General features: G+C 36.2%; 22 protein-coding genes and 1 tRNA gene. 13 read left to right on the plus strand and 10 right to left on the minus strand.

Annotation, left to right across the window (positions count from 1 at the left end; genetic code table 11):
* Window positions 1–12 precede the first annotated feature (12 nt).
* Complete coding sequence (locus tag DN064_RS09505; protein WP_115462413.1) at window positions 13–726, minus strand: RDD family protein; 714 nt, start codon at window positions 724–726, stop codon at window positions 13–15.
* Window positions 727–762: 36 nt separating this feature from the next.
* On the opposite strand from DN064_RS09505, the gene DN064_RS09510 reads away from it, so the two are divergent.
* The 7 genes from DN064_RS09510 (at window position 763) to DN064_RS09540 (ending at window position 7,457) form a co-directional block, all read left to right on the plus strand.
* Window positions 763–1,743 (plus strand): stage II sporulation protein M, encoded by a 981-nt coding sequence (locus DN064_RS09510; protein ID WP_115462615.1) that lies wholly within the window; start codon window positions 763–765, stop codon window positions 1,741–1,743.
* 10 nt (window positions 1,744–1,753) lie between these two features.
* On the plus strand, window positions 1,754–2,641 hold the full coding sequence (locus DN064_RS09515) for a hypothetical protein (RefSeq protein WP_115462414.1): 888 nt from the start codon (window positions 1,754–1,756) through the stop codon (window positions 2,639–2,641).
* Window positions 2,642–3,376 carry a DUF4129 domain-containing protein gene (locus tag DN064_RS09520; protein ID WP_115462415.1) on the plus strand — a complete coding sequence of 245 codons (735 nt, stop codon included), beginning with the start codon at window positions 2,642–2,644 and terminating at the stop codon, window positions 3,374–3,376.
* Complete coding sequence (locus tag DN064_RS09525) at window positions 3,373–4,575, plus strand: DUF4350 domain-containing protein (protein ID WP_115462416.1); 1,203 nt, start codon at window positions 3,373–3,375, stop codon at window positions 4,573–4,575. The genes DN064_RS09520 and DN064_RS09525 overlap by 4 nt, the downstream gene beginning before the upstream one ends.
* A complete protein-coding gene (locus tag DN064_RS09530) occupies window positions 4,575–5,576 on the plus strand; it encodes an AAA family ATPase (RefSeq protein ID WP_115462417.1) in 1,002 nt (333 codons plus the stop codon). The genes DN064_RS09525 and DN064_RS09530 overlap by 1 nt, the downstream gene beginning before the upstream one ends.
* An 11-nt stretch (window positions 5,577–5,587) precedes the next feature.
* The gene (locus DN064_RS09535) at window positions 5,588–6,922 is read left to right on the plus strand and encodes a DUF58 domain-containing protein (RefSeq protein ID WP_115462418.1); all 1,335 of its coding nucleotides are present in this window, start codon (window positions 5,588–5,590) and stop codon (window positions 6,920–6,922) included.
* Between the two features lie 118 nt (window positions 6,923–7,040).
* Window positions 7,041–7,457 carry a DUF2141 domain-containing protein gene (locus tag DN064_RS09540; RefSeq protein WP_115462419.1) on the plus strand — a complete coding sequence of 139 codons (417 nt, stop codon included), beginning with the start codon at window positions 7,041–7,043 and terminating at the stop codon, window positions 7,455–7,457.
* A gap of 29 nt (window positions 7,458–7,486) precedes the next feature.
* On the opposite strand, the gene DN064_RS09545 is transcribed toward DN064_RS09540, so the two are convergent.
* Entirely contained in the window at window positions 7,487–7,966 is a 480-nt protein-coding gene (locus DN064_RS09545; RefSeq protein ID WP_115462420.1) for a Dps family protein, read from the minus strand.
* A 108-nt stretch (window positions 7,967–8,074) separates the two neighbouring features.
* Here DN064_RS09545 and DN064_RS09550 point away from each other — a divergent pair, with 108 nt between their 5' ends.
* Complete coding sequence (locus tag DN064_RS09550; protein ID WP_115462421.1) at window positions 8,075–9,013, plus strand: hydrogen peroxide-inducible genes activator; 939 nt, start codon at window positions 8,075–8,077, stop codon at window positions 9,011–9,013.
* 24 nt (window positions 9,014–9,037) lie between these two features.
* On the opposite strand, the gene DN064_RS09555 is transcribed toward DN064_RS09550, so the two are convergent.
* The 3 genes from DN064_RS09555 to DN064_RS09565 all read right to left on the minus strand — a co-directional run bounded on the left by DN064_RS09555 (window position 9,038) and on the right by DN064_RS09565 (window position 10,732).
* Window positions 9,038–9,235, minus strand: a complete 198-nt coding sequence (locus DN064_RS09555) for a hypothetical protein (protein WP_115462422.1) — start codon at window positions 9,233–9,235, stop codon at window positions 9,038–9,040.
* Window positions 9,236–9,369: 134 nt separating this feature from the next.
* Complete coding sequence (locus DN064_RS09560; protein ID WP_115462423.1) at window positions 9,370–10,197, minus strand: TIGR00266 family protein; 828 nt, start codon at window positions 10,195–10,197, stop codon at window positions 9,370–9,372.
* 79 nt (window positions 10,198–10,276) lie between these two features.
* Window positions 10,277–10,732: a DUF4442 domain-containing protein gene (locus tag DN064_RS09565; RefSeq protein WP_115462424.1), complete on the minus strand. Its 456-nt coding sequence runs from the start codon at window positions 10,730–10,732 to the stop codon at window positions 10,277–10,279.
* 147 nt (window positions 10,733–10,879) lie between these two features.
* Here DN064_RS09565 and DN064_RS09570 point away from each other — a divergent pair, with 147 nt between their 5' ends.
* From DN064_RS09570 to DN064_RS09590, 5 genes are all read left to right on the plus strand, one after another.
* The gene (locus DN064_RS09570) at window positions 10,880–11,326 is read left to right on the plus strand and encodes a DUF4870 domain-containing protein (protein ID WP_115462425.1); all 447 of its coding nucleotides are present in this window, start codon (window positions 10,880–10,882) and stop codon (window positions 11,324–11,326) included.
* Between the two features lie 88 nt (window positions 11,327–11,414).
* Entirely contained in the window at window positions 11,415–11,756 is a 342-nt protein-coding gene (locus DN064_RS09575) for a PadR family transcriptional regulator (RefSeq protein ID WP_115462426.1), read from the plus strand.
* The gene (locus DN064_RS09580) at window positions 11,753–13,564 is read left to right on the plus strand and encodes a PspC domain-containing protein (RefSeq protein WP_115462427.1); all 1,812 of its coding nucleotides are present in this window, start codon (window positions 11,753–11,755) and stop codon (window positions 13,562–13,564) included. The genes DN064_RS09575 and DN064_RS09580 overlap by 4 nt, the downstream gene beginning before the upstream one ends.
* A 126-nt stretch (window positions 13,565–13,690) precedes the next feature.
* Complete coding sequence (locus DN064_RS09585) at window positions 13,691–14,416, plus strand: head GIN domain-containing protein (protein WP_115462428.1); 726 nt, start codon at window positions 13,691–13,693, stop codon at window positions 14,414–14,416.
* 122 nt (window positions 14,417–14,538) lie between these two features.
* The gene (locus DN064_RS09590) at window positions 14,539–15,375 is read left to right on the plus strand and encodes a GIN domain-containing protein (protein ID WP_115462429.1); all 837 of its coding nucleotides are present in this window, start codon (window positions 14,539–14,541) and stop codon (window positions 15,373–15,375) included.
* A 43-nt stretch (window positions 15,376–15,418) separates the two neighbouring features.
* Here DN064_RS09590 and trxB read toward each other — a convergent pair whose 3' ends face one another.
* The 5 genes from trxB to DN064_RS09615 all read right to left on the minus strand — a co-directional run bounded on the left by trxB (window position 15,419) and on the right by DN064_RS09615 (window position 17,593).
* Window positions 15,419–16,390, minus strand: coding sequence for a thioredoxin-disulfide reductase (gene trxB / locus DN064_RS09595; protein WP_115462430.1), 972 nt, complete (start codon window positions 16,388–16,390; stop codon window positions 15,419–15,421).
* A 110-nt stretch (window positions 16,391–16,500) separates the two neighbouring features.
* Window positions 16,501–16,707 (minus strand): DUF6327 family protein, encoded by a 207-nt coding sequence (locus DN064_RS09600; RefSeq protein WP_115462431.1) that lies wholly within the window; start codon window positions 16,705–16,707, stop codon window positions 16,501–16,503.
* Entirely contained in the window at window positions 16,707–17,051 is a 345-nt protein-coding gene (locus tag DN064_RS09605) for a hypothetical protein (RefSeq protein WP_115462432.1), read from the minus strand. Before DN064_RS09605 ends, DN064_RS09600 begins: the two co-directional genes overlap by 1 nt.
* Window positions 17,052–17,387: a YtxH domain-containing protein gene (locus tag DN064_RS09610; RefSeq protein ID WP_115462433.1), complete on the minus strand. Its 336-nt coding sequence runs from the start codon at window positions 17,385–17,387 to the stop codon at window positions 17,052–17,054.
* Window positions 17,388–17,518: 131 nt separating this feature from the next.
* Window positions 17,519–17,593 (minus strand) — tRNA-Pro (locus DN064_RS09615).
* Window positions 17,594–17,640: the final 47 nt, after the last annotated feature.

Below are 17,640 nucleotides of genomic sequence, written 5' to 3' on the forward strand. Positions count from 1 at the left end.
TTAATTTTCAGTCTATTGTTGGGTGTAATAATTATAGTCCCTAATAACTTGAGCTACAAAATCAACAGGTTTCTCTTTTGGATCAACTTCCAACAACGTTACTAATCGCGATTGTAAATGCAAAATAACGTTATGTTGGCCATTTCTAATGGCTTCATCATATAGATTCTTTACAGTTTGTAAATCTTTATCATTTAAGACTGTTACCTGAGAATACACCGGTTGGTAATTCAATGGAAGCTCTTCTAAAATAGTATCCGAAATACTAACCCTTTGGCGTTCACTGATTACGGTAGTTCCTGCCGCAATATCACCAAGTCGTTGACCATTTCCTTTAATAAGGATTGATAATACTGCTGCACCTCCGAAAGTTATTACCACATCCACTATTCTCAAAATCCAGCGCACAAAGTAATTAGAAAACCCGGGCTTAGAACCATCAAGTTTTACGACTCTGGTGCCTTGAACATATTTCCCTATTGTTTTTCCATCCCAAAAGGTCTCTAATAGTACATAGTATAAAAATGCAGGTAGTGACATGAGCAAATAGACTGCCCAGGAATCCCCAAAATCAAGATTTATCAATCCGAGCAAAATAAAAACCATAATGGTATAACCCCAAATAATGAGACTGTCAATTATATAAGCAATCATACGGTCTCCAATGTTCGCGACGTTCTGGTTAATGCCTACATTTTGGGCAGTTTCTATTTGAAATTCATTCATATTTTATTTTCTTTGAAATCCTCAAGAAGTCTGGGTATGCGTGAAGCTGCTTTCGTAAAGCAAAATAAAGATAAATGGAAACAATTTGAAATTCTTCTTACAAATAATAAGAACGTTTCCCCCGACCAACTTTCTGATCTTTATATTGAAGTAACGGATGATTTGAGTTATGCTAAAACTTTTTACTCAAACTCCAATACGGCCCAATATCTTAATCAACTAGCCTCAAAGGCTCATCAATTAATCTACAAAACAAAAAAAGAACCAAAAAACAGGCTTTTAAGCTTTTTTAAAACAGAATTTCCAGAACTGATGTATCACCATCAAAGAGAACTTCTTATTGCCTTTATGGTCTTTATTTTGTTTGTGTGCATTGGCATCTTTTCTGCGGCCAACGAGGGTGATTTTGTCAGATCTATTTTAGGGGATAGTTATGTAAATATGACAATTGAAAATATTGATAGGAATGACCCTATGGCCGTTTATAAACAACAAGGTGAATTTAATATGTTCTTAGGCATTACCATTAATAATATTAAAGTAGCGTTATTTGCTTTTGCATATGGAATTTTCTTTGGTATTGGTACAATTTATATTCTTATGCAGAATGCCATTATGCTAGGGAGTTTTCAATACTTTTTCTATGAAAAAGGCCTACTATGGGAATCTGCAAGAACCATATGGATTCATGGAACCATTGAAATATCGGTAATAGTAATTGCAGGTGCCGCAGGATTGGTTTTGGGCAATGGTATCTTGTTTACAGGAACCTACCCAAGGATTGAATCCTTTAAAAAGGGTGTGAAAAATGGTTTGAAAATCCTAATAAGTACCATTCCGTTTTTTATAGTCGCAGGATTCCTGGAAGGCTTTGTAACTAGACATACTGAAATGCCTGATTGGCTTGCCATTTTTATCATCATAAGTTCCTTAGGTCTTATTGTATGGTATTATGTCATTTATCCGCGAATTATACATCGAAGAAAACTGAATCTGACCTCAAACATATCAACATAACATTTAACTGATGCAACAACCATTTATCGAATTTAAGAGACAACGCGACTTTGGCCAAATACTTGGTGACACTTTTGGCTTCTTAAGAAATGAGTTTAAATCTTTCGTCTCAATCTACTTCAATATTTGCGGACCTGTGCTTCTAATGTTGGTGCTCTCGATTGGGTTCTACACTTATATTGTTGGAGATATGGCTGTATTCGATCCATTCAGTGATGAGACTTTTGGATTCTCAGATCCCCTGCTGTTTATTCTATCAGCCCTAGCATACATGGGTTCTGCATTAACGGCCTATGTCTTTTCAATTGGAACAACCCTCTTCTATATTAGATCTTATATAGAGAATAATGGCGAGGTCAATAAAGATGAGGTTAGAACAAATGTCCATGGTGCCTTCTGGAGTATTCTTGGTCTTAGCATTCTCAAATGGATCACGCTATTTTTTGCGATGATGCTGTGTGGTCTGCCTGTTCTTTACGCCATGGTTCCAATGGCTATCGCCTTTAGTATATATATCTTTAATCCTAGAAAGTCAGTTACCGATGCCTATAGTGATAGTTTCTATTTGGTCAATCAAGACTTCTGGTTGGTCTTTGGAACATGGATTGTTCTGGGAATTATCTATTATATTATATCGTTTGTATTTTCATTGCCAACTGTTCTCTATAGTTTTATTAAAGTGGGTATATCCGCCAATGAAATTGACCCTTCTGATTTAAGCAGCTTTTCAGATCCCTTTTATGTGTTTCTCAATGTTATGAGCTCATTTGTTCAATTTCTATCAAATATTATTATGGTTATTGGTGGGGCCTTCTGTTACTTTCACCTTAATGAAAAAAAGAACTTTACAGGAACATACGAACGGATTGGAAGAATTGGTGAGAATCTGGAGGATTAGATGGCTTTATTAAGAATCCTAATATTATTTTTTGTCATCACTACATCGTTGTGCGCGCAAGAAGAAACGGATGGGTTAGTTCTTGATGACAGTTCTTTATACAAACAAAGCATTACTGAAAAAGACTTAGAGCCCTATACAACTGATGATGACTTTAATTATGAAGCAGAGACATCTAAAGAAAATGCCTTAGACAGATTTATTAACTGGTTAAAAAATGCCCTGCAAAGTTTCTTCGAATCGATATTTGGAGTTGAAGCTGCCACGGGAATCATACTTTTTATTTTCAGGATTCTCCCCTACCTTCTTCTTGGAGTTCTAATATTCCTCCTTTTAAGATTCTTTTTAAAGGTAAACTCTAACAGTCTAATCGGTAAATCGCAGCCTCAAGGTCAGGTACTACTATCCGATGAAGAACATATCATTAAAAATGAGGATATAATAGCGCTAATAAAAACCGCTATAGCTAACCGTGATTACAGGCTAGCTATTAGGTATTATTACCTCTTAGTCTTAAAGCAACTGACTCATAACAAGCAAATTGACTGGGAACCTCAAAAAACAAATGATGATTACCTAAACGAACTTGAAAATTTAGACCTAAAAAAAGACTTTGAGACAATAACGCGAATTTATGATTACATATGGTATGGGGAATTTGAAATTGATGCCAAAGGGTTCGATAATCTAAAAATGAGCTTCGAAAATTTAACTTCCAAAATTCAAACGTCATGAGTAAGCGAAATAAGTTATACGTCTTGCTCATTGGTCTAACACTTATTGGAATTGTTTATGCTGAAATGTCTAAACCAAAGCAATTAAATTGGTTTGCATCCTATACAAACCATCATAAAATTCCTTTTGGAGCTTATGTTTTTAGTGATCTTATCGAAAGTCGGTATGACTCAGTAATAGCAGTAAATAGACCCCCCTACGAATATCTTAAAGACAATGATATTCAGGGAACGTATCTGTTTTTTAATGATGGGCTTGGTTTTGGGGAGGCTGAATTTGAACGTCTTTTGGATTGGACCTCAAGAGGCAACAACCTATTTTTAGCCTCAAGTGATTTTAGCTATAATGTTCTTGACACTCTCAACCTCGAAACCAGTTTGGTAAGTATACCAGGAAATTTCAACAATGAATTTCAATTTAAGTTAATCAACAACAGACTCCACATAGAAGATCCAATTGTTTTTGATAAGGCCTTAAGCCTTTATCACTTTTCAGAAATTGATAGTAGTACAAGTGTAGTTGGTATTTTAGATAAATACCAGGAAGGTCCTTCTCAAATAAAAGATACCTTGATTAATATAATTAAGAAGCCCTTTGGAGAAGGACAAATTATACTGTCTACAATTCCTCAAGCATTTACTAACTATTTTATCCTTGAAGGAACCAACAGGGAATACACTGCTGGTCTAATGTCCTATATCAATCCAGGTGAGCCGCTTTATATGGACAGCTATTATAAATCAGGTAAAACCTTTTATGCCTCGCCACTCTATTTATTTCTTAGTAATCCTAATTTAAAATGGGCTTATTACCTTTTACTTTTCGGTGCTTTGGTGTACGTGGTTTTTGAAGGCAAACGCAAACAAAGAGCTATTCCCATCATCGAGCCACTTAAGAACCAAACAGTTGATTATACCAGAACTATTGCAAATATGTACTATGAGCGAAGCGCTCATAATGAAATTGGGCGTCACGTTATTCAACATTTTTTAAACTATATAAGAGTTCATTTTCACCTCCAAACCGCTATTATAAACGATCTGTTTTTGCAGCAATTGGCGAGCAGAAGCAATAATACACTCGAAGACACTAAAAGGCTATTTGGTTTTATTGAAAATCTCGAAAAACAAAATTTTGTTCGAAAAGAAGAGCTTGGACGTTTAAACACGCTAATCGAAAAATTTAAATCTCAGACCTAATGGAAAACGAAGATTTCAACAATGAAGAAAATCTCAATTTTAACTCAAGAATAGATCTTGAAGGGTTAAAAAACGCAGTTGTCAATATTAAGACCGAACTAAGAAAGGTTATTGTAGGCCAGGATAATTTTGTGGAATTACTTATCGCAGCATTGTTAGCCGATGGTCATGTATTAATAGAAGGGGTTCCTGGCATTGCCAAAACAGTCACAGCCAAGCTTTTTGCTAAAGTGTTGGAAACAGACTTTAATCGAATCCAATTCACCCCAGATCTTATGCCAAGCGATGTACTAGGTACCTCGGTTTTTAATATGAAGACCTCCGATTTTGAGTTTAAAAAGGGGCCAATATTTTCGAACGTAGTCTTAATTGATGAAATTAATCGAGCCCCAGCCAAAACGCAAGCAGCATTATTTGAAACCATGGAAGAACGTCAGGCCACGATTGATGGCAAGACCTATGAGTTACATGCTCCATTCATGGTCTTAGCAACTCAAAACCCCATAGAACAGGAAGGTACTTACGCCTTACCAGAGGCACAATTAGATCGGTTTATTTTTAAAATAAAGGTAGGCTACCCTAGTTTAGACGAAGAGGTCAAGATTATTGAGTCACATCACAAACGTCAGGGAAAACTGCCTCAAACCCTTATTGAAGCTGTTTTAAATACACAATCATTGGAAGATTACAAGGCTAAGACCCAGGCAATTCTAGTTGAAGAAAAGATAATTAAATACATCGCTGAAATTGTTTCTAAAACCAGAAATCATCCGCACCTATATCTTGGAGGCTCTCCTAGAGCTTCAATTGCTATATTAAATACAGCTAAGGCCTTTGCAGCGATGAATGGAAGAGATTTTGTGATTCCTGAAGATGTTAAAAAAGCACTTAATCCTGTTTTAAATCATCGTATTATTCTTACTCCAGAACGTGAAATGGAAGGTATGACTACTGAAAATGTGGTAGACATGATTTCTCATTCTGTTGAAATCCCCAGATAACACAAGTTGAAATGCTTCAATTTCTAAAAACTTTATACATCCATCATAGATTTTACTGGGTATTATCAGGTATCGCCGTTGGATTTTTAATTTCTTTTTGGTGGAGTATTCTATTTAGTTTGAGCTGGATCGCAATTACCGTTCTTGGAGTGGCATTTGTTCTGGATATTTTATTACTATATCAAAATTCAAGAGGCATTGAAGCCAAGCGAATTGTCCCAGACAAGTTCTCCATTGGCGATAATAATCCTGTTCCAATAACCATTTCCAATTTCTACCGTTTCAATGTACTTATAGAAGTTATTGATGAATTACCTGTCCAATTTCAAGAACGAGATTTTTCTCATAGAGTCCTTATGCGAGGTGAATCATCATACCAGTTTGAATACCTGATAAGACCAACGGAACGCGGCACCTATTATTTTGGAAATCTAAATATTTATGCCTCAAGTGCTTTAAAATTAATTAAACGGAAATATCAATTTCAAAATGAAGATATGGTTTTGGTTTATCCATCCATTATTCAAATGCAGAAATATGATTTTTTAGCGCTTCACAACAATCTACTAGATTCAGGCCTTAAGAAAATTAGACGTCTAGGACATACTCAGGAGTTTGAGCAGATCAAGGAATATGTTCAGGGAGACGACTTCAGGACGGTTAACTGGAAGGCAACTGCCAAACGAAATCAGTTAATGGTTAACCAGTATCAAGATGAAAAGTCACAACCAATTTATGCCCTAATCGATTCTGGAAGGGTTATGAAAATGCCGTTTAATGGCCTTAAGTTATTAGATTATGCTATTAACGCTACTTTAGCCTTTAGTAATGTGGCTTTAAAGAAACACGATAAGGTTGGTTTAGGTGTTTTCTCTAAACAAATAGATCAATATATTCAAGCCACATCTGGGCTGCCACATTTAAATCGAATATTAGAGAGCCTTTACAACATTGATACTCGATTTCATGATAGCGATTACAGTCTATTGTATGGGCAGCTGAAACGTAAGGTAACACAACGTAGTCTATTGTTACTATTTACAAATTTTGAGCATAGCTCTGCTTTGAAAAGACAAATACCCTATTTACAAGCCATGGCTAAAAAACACATGCTGGTTGTAATTATTTTTGAAAATACCGAATTGGATGTAATTGTTTCAGAACCGGCTCAGTCACTTCAAAATATTTACCATAAAACTATTGCCCAAAAATTCTCATATGAAAAAACCTTAATGATTAAGGAACTTCAAAAACATAAAATACAATCGATTCTCACAGCACCAGAAGAGCTTACCATAAATACCATTAACAAGTATCTTGAAATCAAAGCGAGAGGTTTACTATAAAATTAGGATTCCACAATTCATCCTCAATTTATAACAATTGGGTAAGTTCTGATTTGTAGACAATGGTACATTCATGATTTTTGAAGTGTAATTAGAAACCATCAAAAAACACAGTATTATGAAAACCTTAATTTTAAAACTAGCTCTAGTATTAATTTGCTCAATCTCTTATGCCCAAAACGCTGGTCATACTATTACGGTAACTATTGATAACGTTACCAGTGACGATGGAAAAGTGTTATTTGCACTTCATACAAAAGACACCTTTATGAAAGCCGAGGGCGTGGATACCGCTGCATCATCTATTGACAATGGCAAAGTAACCATTACTTTTAAAAACGTACGACCAGGTGAATATGCAATAATGGCCCTGCATGATGCCAACGATAATGGACGTATGGATTTTCAAGAAAACGGGATGCCGCTAGAAGCCTATGGCACCTCTAACAATCCAATGTTTTTTGGCCCCCCACAATATGATGAGGCCAAATTTGAAATAGAAGATAAAGATCTTGAAATGACCATCAAGTTCTAAAACAAAAAAGACGGCTAAGCCGTCTTTTTTTATACTGTTTCATTTAACCAGGCCTTCATCATCCAGACCGTTTTTTCTTGTTCAGTTATAAAATCACTCATCATGGAATTGGTTCCCTCATCATTTGCTTCATCTGAGTGATTCAAAAGCGCCCTTTCAATTTTAAGTAGCCCCGTCAGAGAATCTACAATTAAGCGTACTGCATTCTCATCTTTTGAGACGTCTTTGCCAACCGGCACTTGCGCTTTAGACATATAATCTTCAAAAGTGTGCAATGGTGTAGCTCCTAAGGTCAATACCCGCTCTGCAATTTCATCTACTTTTATATTAGCATCATTATACAATTCTTCAAACTTAACATGTAAATCAAAGAAGGTTTTTCCTTTAATGTTCCAATGAATCCCGCGAAGATTTTGGTAATAAATCTGGAAATTGGCCAATAGAACGTTTAGATCCTTGGCCAGGTCAGCGGCTTTTTTACTGTCTAATCCTATACTATTCAAACTCATAATGTTGCGCTTTTTAAATTTATATAACAAAGATAATTTATATCGTAATTCTTTTTACTATAGTTTTTATTAATAGTTTTTATATTTTTATTGTCACAACGCATACTTATGACAATTACCCAATTAAAATATGTTCTAGCCATAGCGGAACATAAAAACTTTACAAAGGCTGCTGAAAAGTGTTTTGTTACCCAACCAACACTGAGTACGCAGATACAAAAATTAGAGGATCAATTAGATATCACCATTTTTGATCGGGGGAAGAAGCCCATTGAATTAACAGAGGTTGGAAAGAAAATAGTTAGTCAGGCTAGAAATATTGTGAACGAAGCTGACCGAATTCAGGATATCGTTGACCAACAAAAAGGATTCATTGGTGGGGAATTCAAGTTAGGCATCATTCCCACCATTATGCCAACCTTATTACCCATGTTCCTAAAGAACTTCATAAAAAAATATCCTAAGGTTAAACTAAAGATTGAAGAGCTTACGACCGAAGAAATAATTGCACGTATCAACGACGGACATCTGGATGCTGCAATTGCAGCAACACCATTAGAAAATGAGTCCATTAAAGAACGTGCACTTTATTACGAACCCTTTGTAGCCTACGTACCTAACGGCCATAGACTTTCCGAAAAAAAACAGATTGAAATTAATGACCTTGAAATGGATGATATGCTTTTATTGGAAGACGGACATTGTTTTAGAGACGGTGTAATAAATCTTTGCAAAACCTTTAAAGATCACTTAGACGATCAGTTCCAATTAGAAAGTGGCAGTATCGAAACTTTAATAAAACTATCAAACGAAGGACTAGGTATGACTCTGTTACCATACTTACACACAATGGATATGACAGAAGCTCAGAATATAAATCTAAAGCATTTTAGCAAACCCTCACCTGCTCGTGAGGTGAGCATAATTTATCACAAAAGTGAATTGAAGATGCAGATAATTACGGCGCTGCATGAGGTTATTTCAGGAATCATACGAGGAGCTATTGCTTTTCAGGATGTAGAAATTATAAGTCCTTTACCTAAATAAAAAAAGCGGCTTAACGCCGCTTTTTTATGCTTTTAAATAGATTAAACATTGATTTAGTTCCGGGTTCTGATGTATTAAAGACATAATAAAGTCTTCTAGTTCTTCCAATTCATGGGGCAATAAACGCTTTACCGCCTTTTGCACCTCCTTACAAAATAATGTTACATCAAAACTAACCTTGTCGAGTATAGTCTTAGTATACTCCAACATTGCTCTCGCCATAATTAATTAAAAGATTTAGGTTCAACTAAAAAGGTAAAGTTTGTCTATAGGCTTTGTTGATTTCCTTTCAAGATAGGAATTTTTTTTCGTACCCTAATTTGTAACGCTTAAGTTTAACGTCTTATTATGTTAAATTAGAAGTGATTGTCTCCATCTATTAAATTACCTAATCCTCCAAGGACACTACCCTCTCCTTTTCTTTTACCCCCAGTTCTTGGTGCCGAAGCTATAATTCTGTCAGCTAAGCGACTAAACGGTAATGATTGAATATAAACCGTGCCCGGGCCTTCCAGTTTTGCAAAAAATAAGCCTTCTCCACCAAATAGTGAATTTCGTATACCACCAATAAATTCAATATCATAATGCACCGAAGAAGCAAAACCTACGAGACATCCAGTATCCACACGTAAAGTTTCTCCTGGCAACAATGTTCTTTTAGCCATTGTACCGCCCGCATGAACAAAGGCCATACCATCACCTTCAAGTTTTTGCATGATGAACCCTTCTCCTCCAAACAAACCTCTTCCTAATTTCTTCGAAAATTCAATTCCTACGGACACCCCTTTGGCCGCACATAAAAACGCATCTTTCTGACAAATAAATTTCCCATTAAAATGCGTTAAATCTATAGGAATTATTTTACCGGGATACGGCGAAGCAAAGGATACATGACGTTTTCCACTCAACTCATTATAAAAGGCAGTCATAAATAGGCTTTCTCCTGTAAGAATGCGTTTCCCTGCCCCAAGGATTTTCCCAAAAATACCTTGGTCTTTTTGTGAACCATCTCCAAATATGGTCTCCATTTTTATACCCTCATCCATCATCATGAAGCTACCTGCCTCAGCAATTACAGCTTCCTGAGGATCAAGTTCAATCTCCACATACTGCATTTCTTCGCCATAAATATTAAAATCTATTTCGTGTGCATTGCGCTGATTATAATCTGGTAATTGTTCCATGTGTTATATTATTATTTGATTGATACTTATAGGTTGTCAATTACTATAATTCGTTACACAGTTTTAAGAACTTATAAGATCATTCTTTAACCTTTAAGGTCCATTCAAAACTAAAATCTGAAACTTCGTCACCATTTTCATCAATACCCTTGGCATGCATCCAAATAGTCTGACCTTCACCGGTTTCAATAGTTCTGTTGATTGCCTCCCTTACATCAGTTCCCTGATTACACAAAAATGTAATACGACCAGTTGCCTTTTTTGAAAAATGTGCTTTGTTATTAAGAACAAGCATGGATATTTTTTTATCACTAGCACGAATATAGCTCATGACTAATGCACCAGTTGTTAACTCAGCAGCCATCCCTTGCACGGCCCAAAACATGGAGTTAAAAGGATTTTGATTAATCCATCGGTGCTTAACCTTGACTTCACAAAATTCCTCGGTGAGCTTAGTAGTTCTAACACCGCACATGTACGCAGATGGAAGTTTAAACATTAGGTATTTATTGAGTTTAGAAGCTGATATCTCCATGGTTACGATAATTAAGTACGGCTAAATGTAACACAAATCCATCGCTCCTCATAATGTTAATAAAAAGTTAATTTTTAGTACTTTGTATTGCATAATACCTTCTTTTAGATATATATTTGCATAAGAAACTATTATACGTTTTTAAAAATGCAAGATCAACACCAAAAAAACATCGCCACTTTTATACACTTGTCTACCTTTACAAGGTTCATAATTCCGTTTGGTAATTTCATTGGTCCTATAGTACTATGGGCTGCCAATAAAGACAAATCCGATTTTATTGATCAGAATGGAAAACAAGCCATAAACTTTCAAATCAGTATTTTTCTTTATGCCCTAATATTAGGCACCATTAGTGTTCCTTTTTTCATATTTAAACTCTTTGGAGGTATTGATTTTATTGACTTTAACGGGTTCAACAATTTCCATATTAATATAGGTGAGCCCTCACCTCTGCTCTATATAGGTGGTGGTTTAGGAGTCCTGGCATTTTTGGTATTTCTAATAGAATTGGCCTTAATCATTAAAGCCAGCTTATCAGCTAGAGATGGTGAGGTATATAATTATCCATTAACCATCAATTTTTTAAAATAGATCATCAATCAAAAGGTATCTGGTCAATTCCTGATACCAATCATCAATCAATAAACGAACAGTATTAACAAATAAAGCACCTTAGCACATGAAGATAGAAAACACAAAAGCACAAATGCGAAAAGGTGTTCTGGAATATTGCATCTTATCCATCTTAAAAGATGACGATGCCTATGTTGCAGAAATCCTTGGAACGCTTAAAGATGCTAAAATGCTTGTTGTAGAAGGGACCATTTACCCCCTGCTTACAAGACTTAAAAACGCAGGATTGCTGAACTATCGTTGGGAAGAGTCTACATCGGGACCCCCACGAAAGTATTATGGCCTGACCGAAACGGGCAAATTATTTTTAAAGGAGTTAAATACTACCTGGGAAGAATTACAAAATGCAGTAAACTTAGTGACAAGCACAAAAACAACAAAGAAATGAACAAAACAGTCAATATAAATTTAGCAGGAATCTTTTTCCACATCGATGAGGATGCGTATCTAAAATTACAGCGCTACCTAGATGCCATTAAAAGGTCCTTTACAGACTCTCAGGGCAGATCTGAGATCATATCTGATATCGAAGCCAGAATTGCTGAGTTATTTAGTGAACGAATTCAAAATGACAAACAGGTAGTAGGTATTGCACTTGTAGATGAAGTAATTGGCATCATGGGACAGCCAGAAGATTATCATATCGATGATGAGATCTTTGAGGATGAACCCGTACGTCCAAGAAGCAGAAGCACTAGACCTTCCAAGAAACTTTACAGAGATACTGAGAACTCCTACATTGGCGGTGTATCTGCGGGATTATCACACTACTTAGGTATCGATGTGTTATGGATTAGAATTCTTTGGTTGCTTTTTGCCTTTTTCTCTGGTGGTACATTCATTGTGATTTACTTAGTTTTCTGGGCTTTAGTCCCTGAAGCTAAGACCACAGCTGAAAAGTTGATAATGACCGGAGAAGCTGTGAATATCAGCAACATTGAAAAAAAAATTAGAGACGGCATTGATACCGTAGCTGACAAAGTACGTAATGTTGATTTTAAATCCCAAGGCGATAAACTAAAGGAAGGCATAGACAATGTTACCGAAAACATATCTGAAGGGGTTAAAAAAGTAGACCTTCCAAAGCAAGGAAACCGTCTTAAATCAAGTTCTCAAAACTTTTTCGAAGGAATTGGCTCCATCATTATGTTCTTTCTAAAAGTCTTTGCCAAATTTATTGGGGTTATTCTAGTGATTGCCGGTATTGCAACTTTGGTAAGTCTTATTGTAGCATTTTTTACGGTTGGTATTTCAGATGTGGCAAATTTAAACGGCATGGAGTATGTTTATGCGGCCAACACCTCTAATGTGCCTATTTGGATCATCTCTTTACTAACCTTTATCATTGTTGCAATTCCTTTTTTCTTCTTGTTTTATCTAGGATTAAAAATATTAGTCACTAATCTTAAATCTATAGGAAACATTGCCAAGTTCACCCTACTTGGTTTATGGGTGGCAGCCATTATAGCGCTTTCAGTTATAGGAATACGTACCGCAAGTGAATATTCTGTTGAAGGTAAAATTGCTAGTACTGAGACTCTTATGGTTAAACCAATGGATACTCTAAAATTAAAGATGGTCAATTCTCATGAATATGACAATTACTATCGAAGCAGAAATGACAACATAAGAGTTAAAAGAGCAGACAACCAAAATGTTATTGTTAACAATGAAATTCGGTTAATTGTGCGCTCTACCAAAGATTCTATTGGTTCTATAACGGTAGAAAAAAGCTCGAGAGGCAGCAATTATGAATCTGCAGAAACAAGAGCAGAGAACATTAACTATTTCTATGAACTCGTGGATGGTGAACTGCGTTTAGACAATGAACTTACAACCGATCTTAGCAACAAATTCAGAGATCAGGAAGTTACAGTAGTTGTCTATCTACCTGAAGGGTCAGTATTATACCCAGATTATAATGTTCGTAGTTACCATTACCAATCCAGCTATTACAATGACATCCTAGAACGTGGAATGGAAGAACATTATTTATTAGTGGAAGATGGTAAATTGACTTGCCTTGATTGTAATGATGATAATGAGGAGGATGAGGCAAGCATAAACATAACTACAGAAAAAGTGAATGTCAATGTTTCAGAGTCGAAATTAGATGAAAAAGCCTCTAGCATAGAAGTTACCATAGATGACGAGGAAGGCGTTCAAATTTCTTCTGGAGGTAATAACGATAACTAATAATAATTACAATTCAAGAACATAAATCTACAATTGGTCCGTTAATTATTTACTAAATACTTAGTAACCAAGACATTTGTACTATAACTTTAAAAAACCATTATCAATCAATAAACAATCAAATCAATGAGCACATTAGCTAAAATTATCGTATCCACCCTAGTCTCCTTACTTATGATGTCCTGTGTCAATATTAATATGGGGCCAGGTGTAGATGGCAACGGAAATGTCGTTAGTCAAGACCGTAACGTCAGCAACAACTTTGATGCCATTGAGGTTAGCCGTGGCATAGATCTATACTTAACACAGTCCGATAATACACGTGTTACTGTTGAAGCAGATGAAAACTTACACGATATTATTATGACTGAAGTTGAAAACAACGTTCTTAAGGTCTATGCCGATGACAACATAAGACGTTCAAAAAAACAAGCTGTCTACTTAACCTTTGAGAGCATCTCTTCTATTGAAGCTACTAGCGGAAGTGATGTTTATAGCGAAACAGATATTAACGCCAGTTCACTAAGCTTAAAAACTACCAGTGGGGCTGACATGACTTTAAGTGTAACTGCTAATGAGCTGTATTGCAGAGCAACAAGTGGTAGTGACCTTCAAGTATCTGGCTCAGCCGAATATCTTAATGCTGAAGCCACAAGCGGTAGCGATATTAAAGCGCAAAAATTAAACACCACGAGATGTGACGCAAGAGCAACAAGTGGTGCCGACGTCGTTGTTAATACTAGCAGTGAGTTGGTAGCTAAAGCCACTAGTGGTGGGGATATCAGATATTACGGAAATCCAAAAAAGGTAGATAAATCGGATAATGTATCCGGTTCTGTCTCAAAACAATAAATCTTAGAGATTAAGAAGCAACCAAGATCAATCAATCAATCATTCTGGCTGAAAACCATTTCGAGCTCCCACGGAGTTTGGGATGGTTTTTGTATATATTTGTTAAAGACAATTGCCACAGAATGACATCTAAATCTATATTACTGTTTGTACTAGTCAGCCTAAATCTTGGCATTTGGGCCCAGTCTTCCGAAAAGATTAAAGGAAATAGGAATGTAACTATCAAACAAACCTACATCGATGATTTCGAAAGTATTTCTTTAGGAAATGATTTCAATATTGATCTGATATACAATAGCAAACCATCTATCGAGATTGAAACTGATGATAACTTGCACGAGGTTATTAAGTTTGAGGTCATGGATGGTACACTTAGTATAACAACTACCAAACGTATTACATCCAAACGAGCATTGAAAATCACTGTCAATTATGGGGATACCCTTAAAAATATCGAGGTTCGGGATAAAGCTGAAATACGATCTCTTACTTCCATGGAACTTGGTTCTACTAATTTACTTGTTAAGGACAACGCTAGGGCTTATCTTAACATAAAGGCGACAGATTTAACGTTTAAAGCTTCAGGAAGAAGTAAAACTAGATTAAACATCACATCTGAGAGTGCAAAAATTGAACTAAGCGATGATAGCAAACTTGACGCTTTGGTCAATAGTCCTATGACAGAATTCGACTTATATCAGCGAGGTAATGGAACTATTGAAGGAGATACTGAACAGCTGCAGTTGAGAGTCGACAATTCTTCAAAGTTCTTTGGAAATAACTTCACTGCCAAAACCTGTGATCTTCTTGTGGAAGGCAGTTCTGATGTTACTATTGAAGTTACAGATCAAATAACTATCGACGCTTCAGGCAATACCGAGACATTTTTATACGGAGAACCGGCTATTAACATAAAGCGTTTAAGTGGTTCAGCCCGACTACAAAAAAAAGAGCGTTAAACTAACGCTCTTTGTATTTGTGAAATTCTAGTTAGATTTTCATTTAATTAGCCATAGCCAACTCAGATTCTTTAGCTGCTAGATATCGTTCAGCATCCAAGGCTGCCATACAACCTGTTCCGGCCGCTGTTATAGCCTGACGGTAAACATGATCAGCAGCATCTCCACTAACAAAGACACCTTCTACGTTAGTCTTACTTGTTCCCGGAACGGCATTGATAATATAACCCGTTTCATCCAATTCTAAATAATCTTTAAAAATATCCGTATTAGGTTTATGTCCAATAGCAACAAAAAAACCAGTTGCTGGAATATCATAAATATCTCCTGAGACATTATTCCTCACCTTAACACCTGTAACTACCTGTCCATCTCCCAATACCTCTTCGGTTTCAGTATTAAATAAAATTTCAATATTCTCAGTATTTTTAACACGCTCTGCCATAATCTTAGAAGCCCTAAAAACATCACGTCTCACAAGCATAGTAACTTTTTTACACAACTTAGATAAGTAATGTGCTTCTTCGCAAGCACTATCTCCCGCTCCAACAATTACAACCTCTTGGTTTCTGTAAAAGAAGCCATCACAAACAGCACAGGCTGATACACCACCACCCATTTGCAAATACTTCTGTTCAGACTCCAAGCCAAGATACTTGGCAGAAGCCCCTGTTGAGATGATAATTGTATCGGCATGAATCTCTTTTTCGCCATTGACCCAGGCCTTATGCACAGGTCCTGAAAAATCTACTTTTGTAATCCACCCATGTCTTACATCTGTTCCAAATCGCTCGGCTTGCTTCTGAAGCTCAATCATCATTTCTGGCCCCGTTACACCTTCAGGGTATCCGGGAAAGTTCTCCACATCATTAGTGGTAGTTAATTGTCCACCAGGCTGCTCACCTTGATACAACACTGGAAACATGTTGGCTCTAGATGCATAAATAGCAGCAGTGTAACCTGCTGGTCCAGAACCTATAATTAAACACTTAACTCGTTCTATTGTTTCAGACATTTTTTCTTTAATTTTTGCATAACAAAAGTAGGTTTTTTAACCAAAACCTTACAGCTAAGTTATTAACAGAAAGTCATCAAAATAAGCGTGAGAAAGGCTCAAAAAATGGACTACAGTTTTTTAAACAGTCTTTTAATAAAAATCCAAAAGCCGTATTTGTAAAATAGTTTGAAAAAGGTATCCAGCCAGTTCATTGGAGCCAAATCCTCAGAAATTTGATTCTTAGTGAGTTTAAGTTCTTCTAAAGCAATTTGACGTTCGAGATTATGGCGTTTTAAATCTTCATCAATCTCTTCAAAACTTTGATAGACCTTCATTACTTTAAACTTTCGGAAAGATTAATTAATACCTTTTTATCTATAGATTTTCTATTGACATAAATTATGGTACCAGCAATTACAAATAAAGCTCCTACAAGCGCACAAGCTCCGGCCAAACTCCCAATCCAATCACTTAATAAGACCATGAGACTAACAGAAAGAAATAGCAGCGCTGTGAGAAACAAACCACCAATAACCAAAATCTTGATTAAAAAAGTCATTAAAACACCAATATGCTTAAATATTTGAAGCTTCACATAAGCCTCGGTATGCTTAGCATAAGTTTGCGCATTTTCAGCAGCTCCCTGGGCCGTTTGCCCTAACGATTCTAATACAGCCATTTAAGATTGTGACTTTTGGTATTGTTTGTTCTTTTCTTTAAGATTTTTGAGCTTCTCCTCTAGTGATGTAATAATGTCTTCTGCTTTATAACTAGCGTCTGAGATAATCGACTCCATCTTTTCGTCTAAGGTTGCCTTCTCATTGGTAATGGAATCTTTGACTCTAGCCTCTAAATCTGCCACGCGACCTTCAATTTCACCTTTGGCGTTCATTGCTTCAGTCTTCAATCGTTCGCGTGTAACACTTCCTTTCTCAGGTGCAAATAAAACTCCAATTAAAGCACCAATAGCACTTCCAGCTAATATTCCAATTAAGGTATTTCCATTTTGACTCATATCAATAGCTTTTTGTTCAACTTATCACTAAATATAATAATATCCTGATATTTAGCCGGTAACTGAATCTATAATACCAATCAAGACCATAAAAACAAAAAAAAGCCGAGTGCAAAAACACTCAGCTTTTGTCGGGGTGGCAGGATTCGAACCTGCGACCTCCGCGTCCCAAACGCGGCGCGATAACCGGGCTACGCTACACCCCGAATAGCCCAAAAATTGGACTGCAAATATAGCTGTTATTTTTTATTAG

Source organism: Winogradskyella aurantiaca (assembly GCF_003362725.1).
Lineage (GTDB): Bacteria > Bacteroidota > Bacteroidia > Flavobacteriales > Flavobacteriaceae > Winogradskyella_A > Winogradskyella_A aurantiaca.

Excerpts from the sequence above, each read along its gene's own strand:
- DN064_RS09505 (WP_115462413.1), bottom strand. The coding sequence starts at position 726 with ATGAATGAATTTCAAATAGAAACTGCCCAAAATGTAGGCATTAACCAG.
- DN064_RS09510 (WP_115462615.1), top strand. The coding sequence starts at position 763 with ATGCGTGAAGCTGCTTTCGTAAAGCAAAATAAAGATAAATGGAAACAA.
- DN064_RS09515 (WP_115462414.1), top strand. The coding sequence starts at position 1,754 with ATGCAACAACCATTTATCGAATTTAAGAGACAACGCGACTTTGGCCAA.
- DN064_RS09520 (WP_115462415.1), top strand. The coding sequence starts at position 2,642 with ATGGCTTTATTAAGAATCCTAATATTATTTTTTGTCATCACTACATCG.
- DN064_RS09525 (WP_115462416.1), top strand. The coding sequence starts at position 3,373 with ATGAGTAAGCGAAATAAGTTATACGTCTTGCTCATTGGTCTAACACTT.
- DN064_RS09530 (WP_115462417.1), top strand. The coding sequence starts at position 4,575 with ATGGAAAACGAAGATTTCAACAATGAAGAAAATCTCAATTTTAACTCA.
- DN064_RS09535 (WP_115462418.1), top strand. The coding sequence starts at position 5,588 with ATGCTTCAATTTCTAAAAACTTTATACATCCATCATAGATTTTACTGG.
- DN064_RS09540 (WP_115462419.1), top strand. The coding sequence starts at position 7,041 with ATGAAAACCTTAATTTTAAAACTAGCTCTAGTATTAATTTGCTCAATC.
- DN064_RS09545 (WP_115462420.1), bottom strand. The coding sequence starts at position 7,966 with ATGAGTTTGAATAGTATAGGATTAGACAGTAAAAAAGCCGCTGACCTG.
- DN064_RS09550 (WP_115462421.1), top strand. The coding sequence starts at position 8,075 with ATGACAATTACCCAATTAAAATATGTTCTAGCCATAGCGGAACATAAA.
- DN064_RS09555 (WP_115462422.1), bottom strand. The coding sequence starts at position 9,235 with ATGGCGAGAGCAATGTTGGAGTATACTAAGACTATACTCGACAAGGTT.
- DN064_RS09560 (WP_115462423.1), bottom strand. The coding sequence starts at position 10,197 with ATGGAACAATTACCAGATTATAATCAGCGCAATGCACACGAAATAGAT.
- DN064_RS09565 (WP_115462424.1), bottom strand. The coding sequence starts at position 10,732 with ATGGAGATATCAGCTTCTAAACTCAATAAATACCTAATGTTTAAACTT.
- DN064_RS09570 (WP_115462425.1), top strand. The coding sequence starts at position 10,880 with ATGCAAGATCAACACCAAAAAAACATCGCCACTTTTATACACTTGTCT.
- DN064_RS09575 (WP_115462426.1), top strand. The coding sequence starts at position 11,415 with ATGAAGATAGAAAACACAAAAGCACAAATGCGAAAAGGTGTTCTGGAA.
- DN064_RS09580 (WP_115462427.1), top strand. The coding sequence starts at position 11,753 with ATGAACAAAACAGTCAATATAAATTTAGCAGGAATCTTTTTCCACATC.
- DN064_RS09585 (WP_115462428.1), top strand. The coding sequence starts at position 13,691 with ATGAGCACATTAGCTAAAATTATCGTATCCACCCTAGTCTCCTTACTT.
- DN064_RS09590 (WP_115462429.1), top strand. The coding sequence starts at position 14,539 with ATGACATCTAAATCTATATTACTGTTTGTACTAGTCAGCCTAAATCTT.
- trxB (WP_115462430.1), bottom strand. The coding sequence starts at position 16,390 with ATGTCTGAAACAATAGAACGAGTTAAGTGTTTAATTATAGGTTCTGGA.
- DN064_RS09600 (WP_115462431.1), bottom strand. The coding sequence starts at position 16,707 with ATGAAGGTCTATCAAAGTTTTGAAGAGATTGATGAAGATTTAAAACGC.
- DN064_RS09605 (WP_115462432.1), bottom strand. The coding sequence starts at position 17,051 with ATGGCTGTATTAGAATCGTTAGGGCAAACGGCCCAGGGAGCTGCTGAA.
- DN064_RS09610 (WP_115462433.1), bottom strand. The coding sequence starts at position 17,387 with ATGAGTCAAAATGGAAATACCTTAATTGGAATATTAGCTGGAAGTGCT.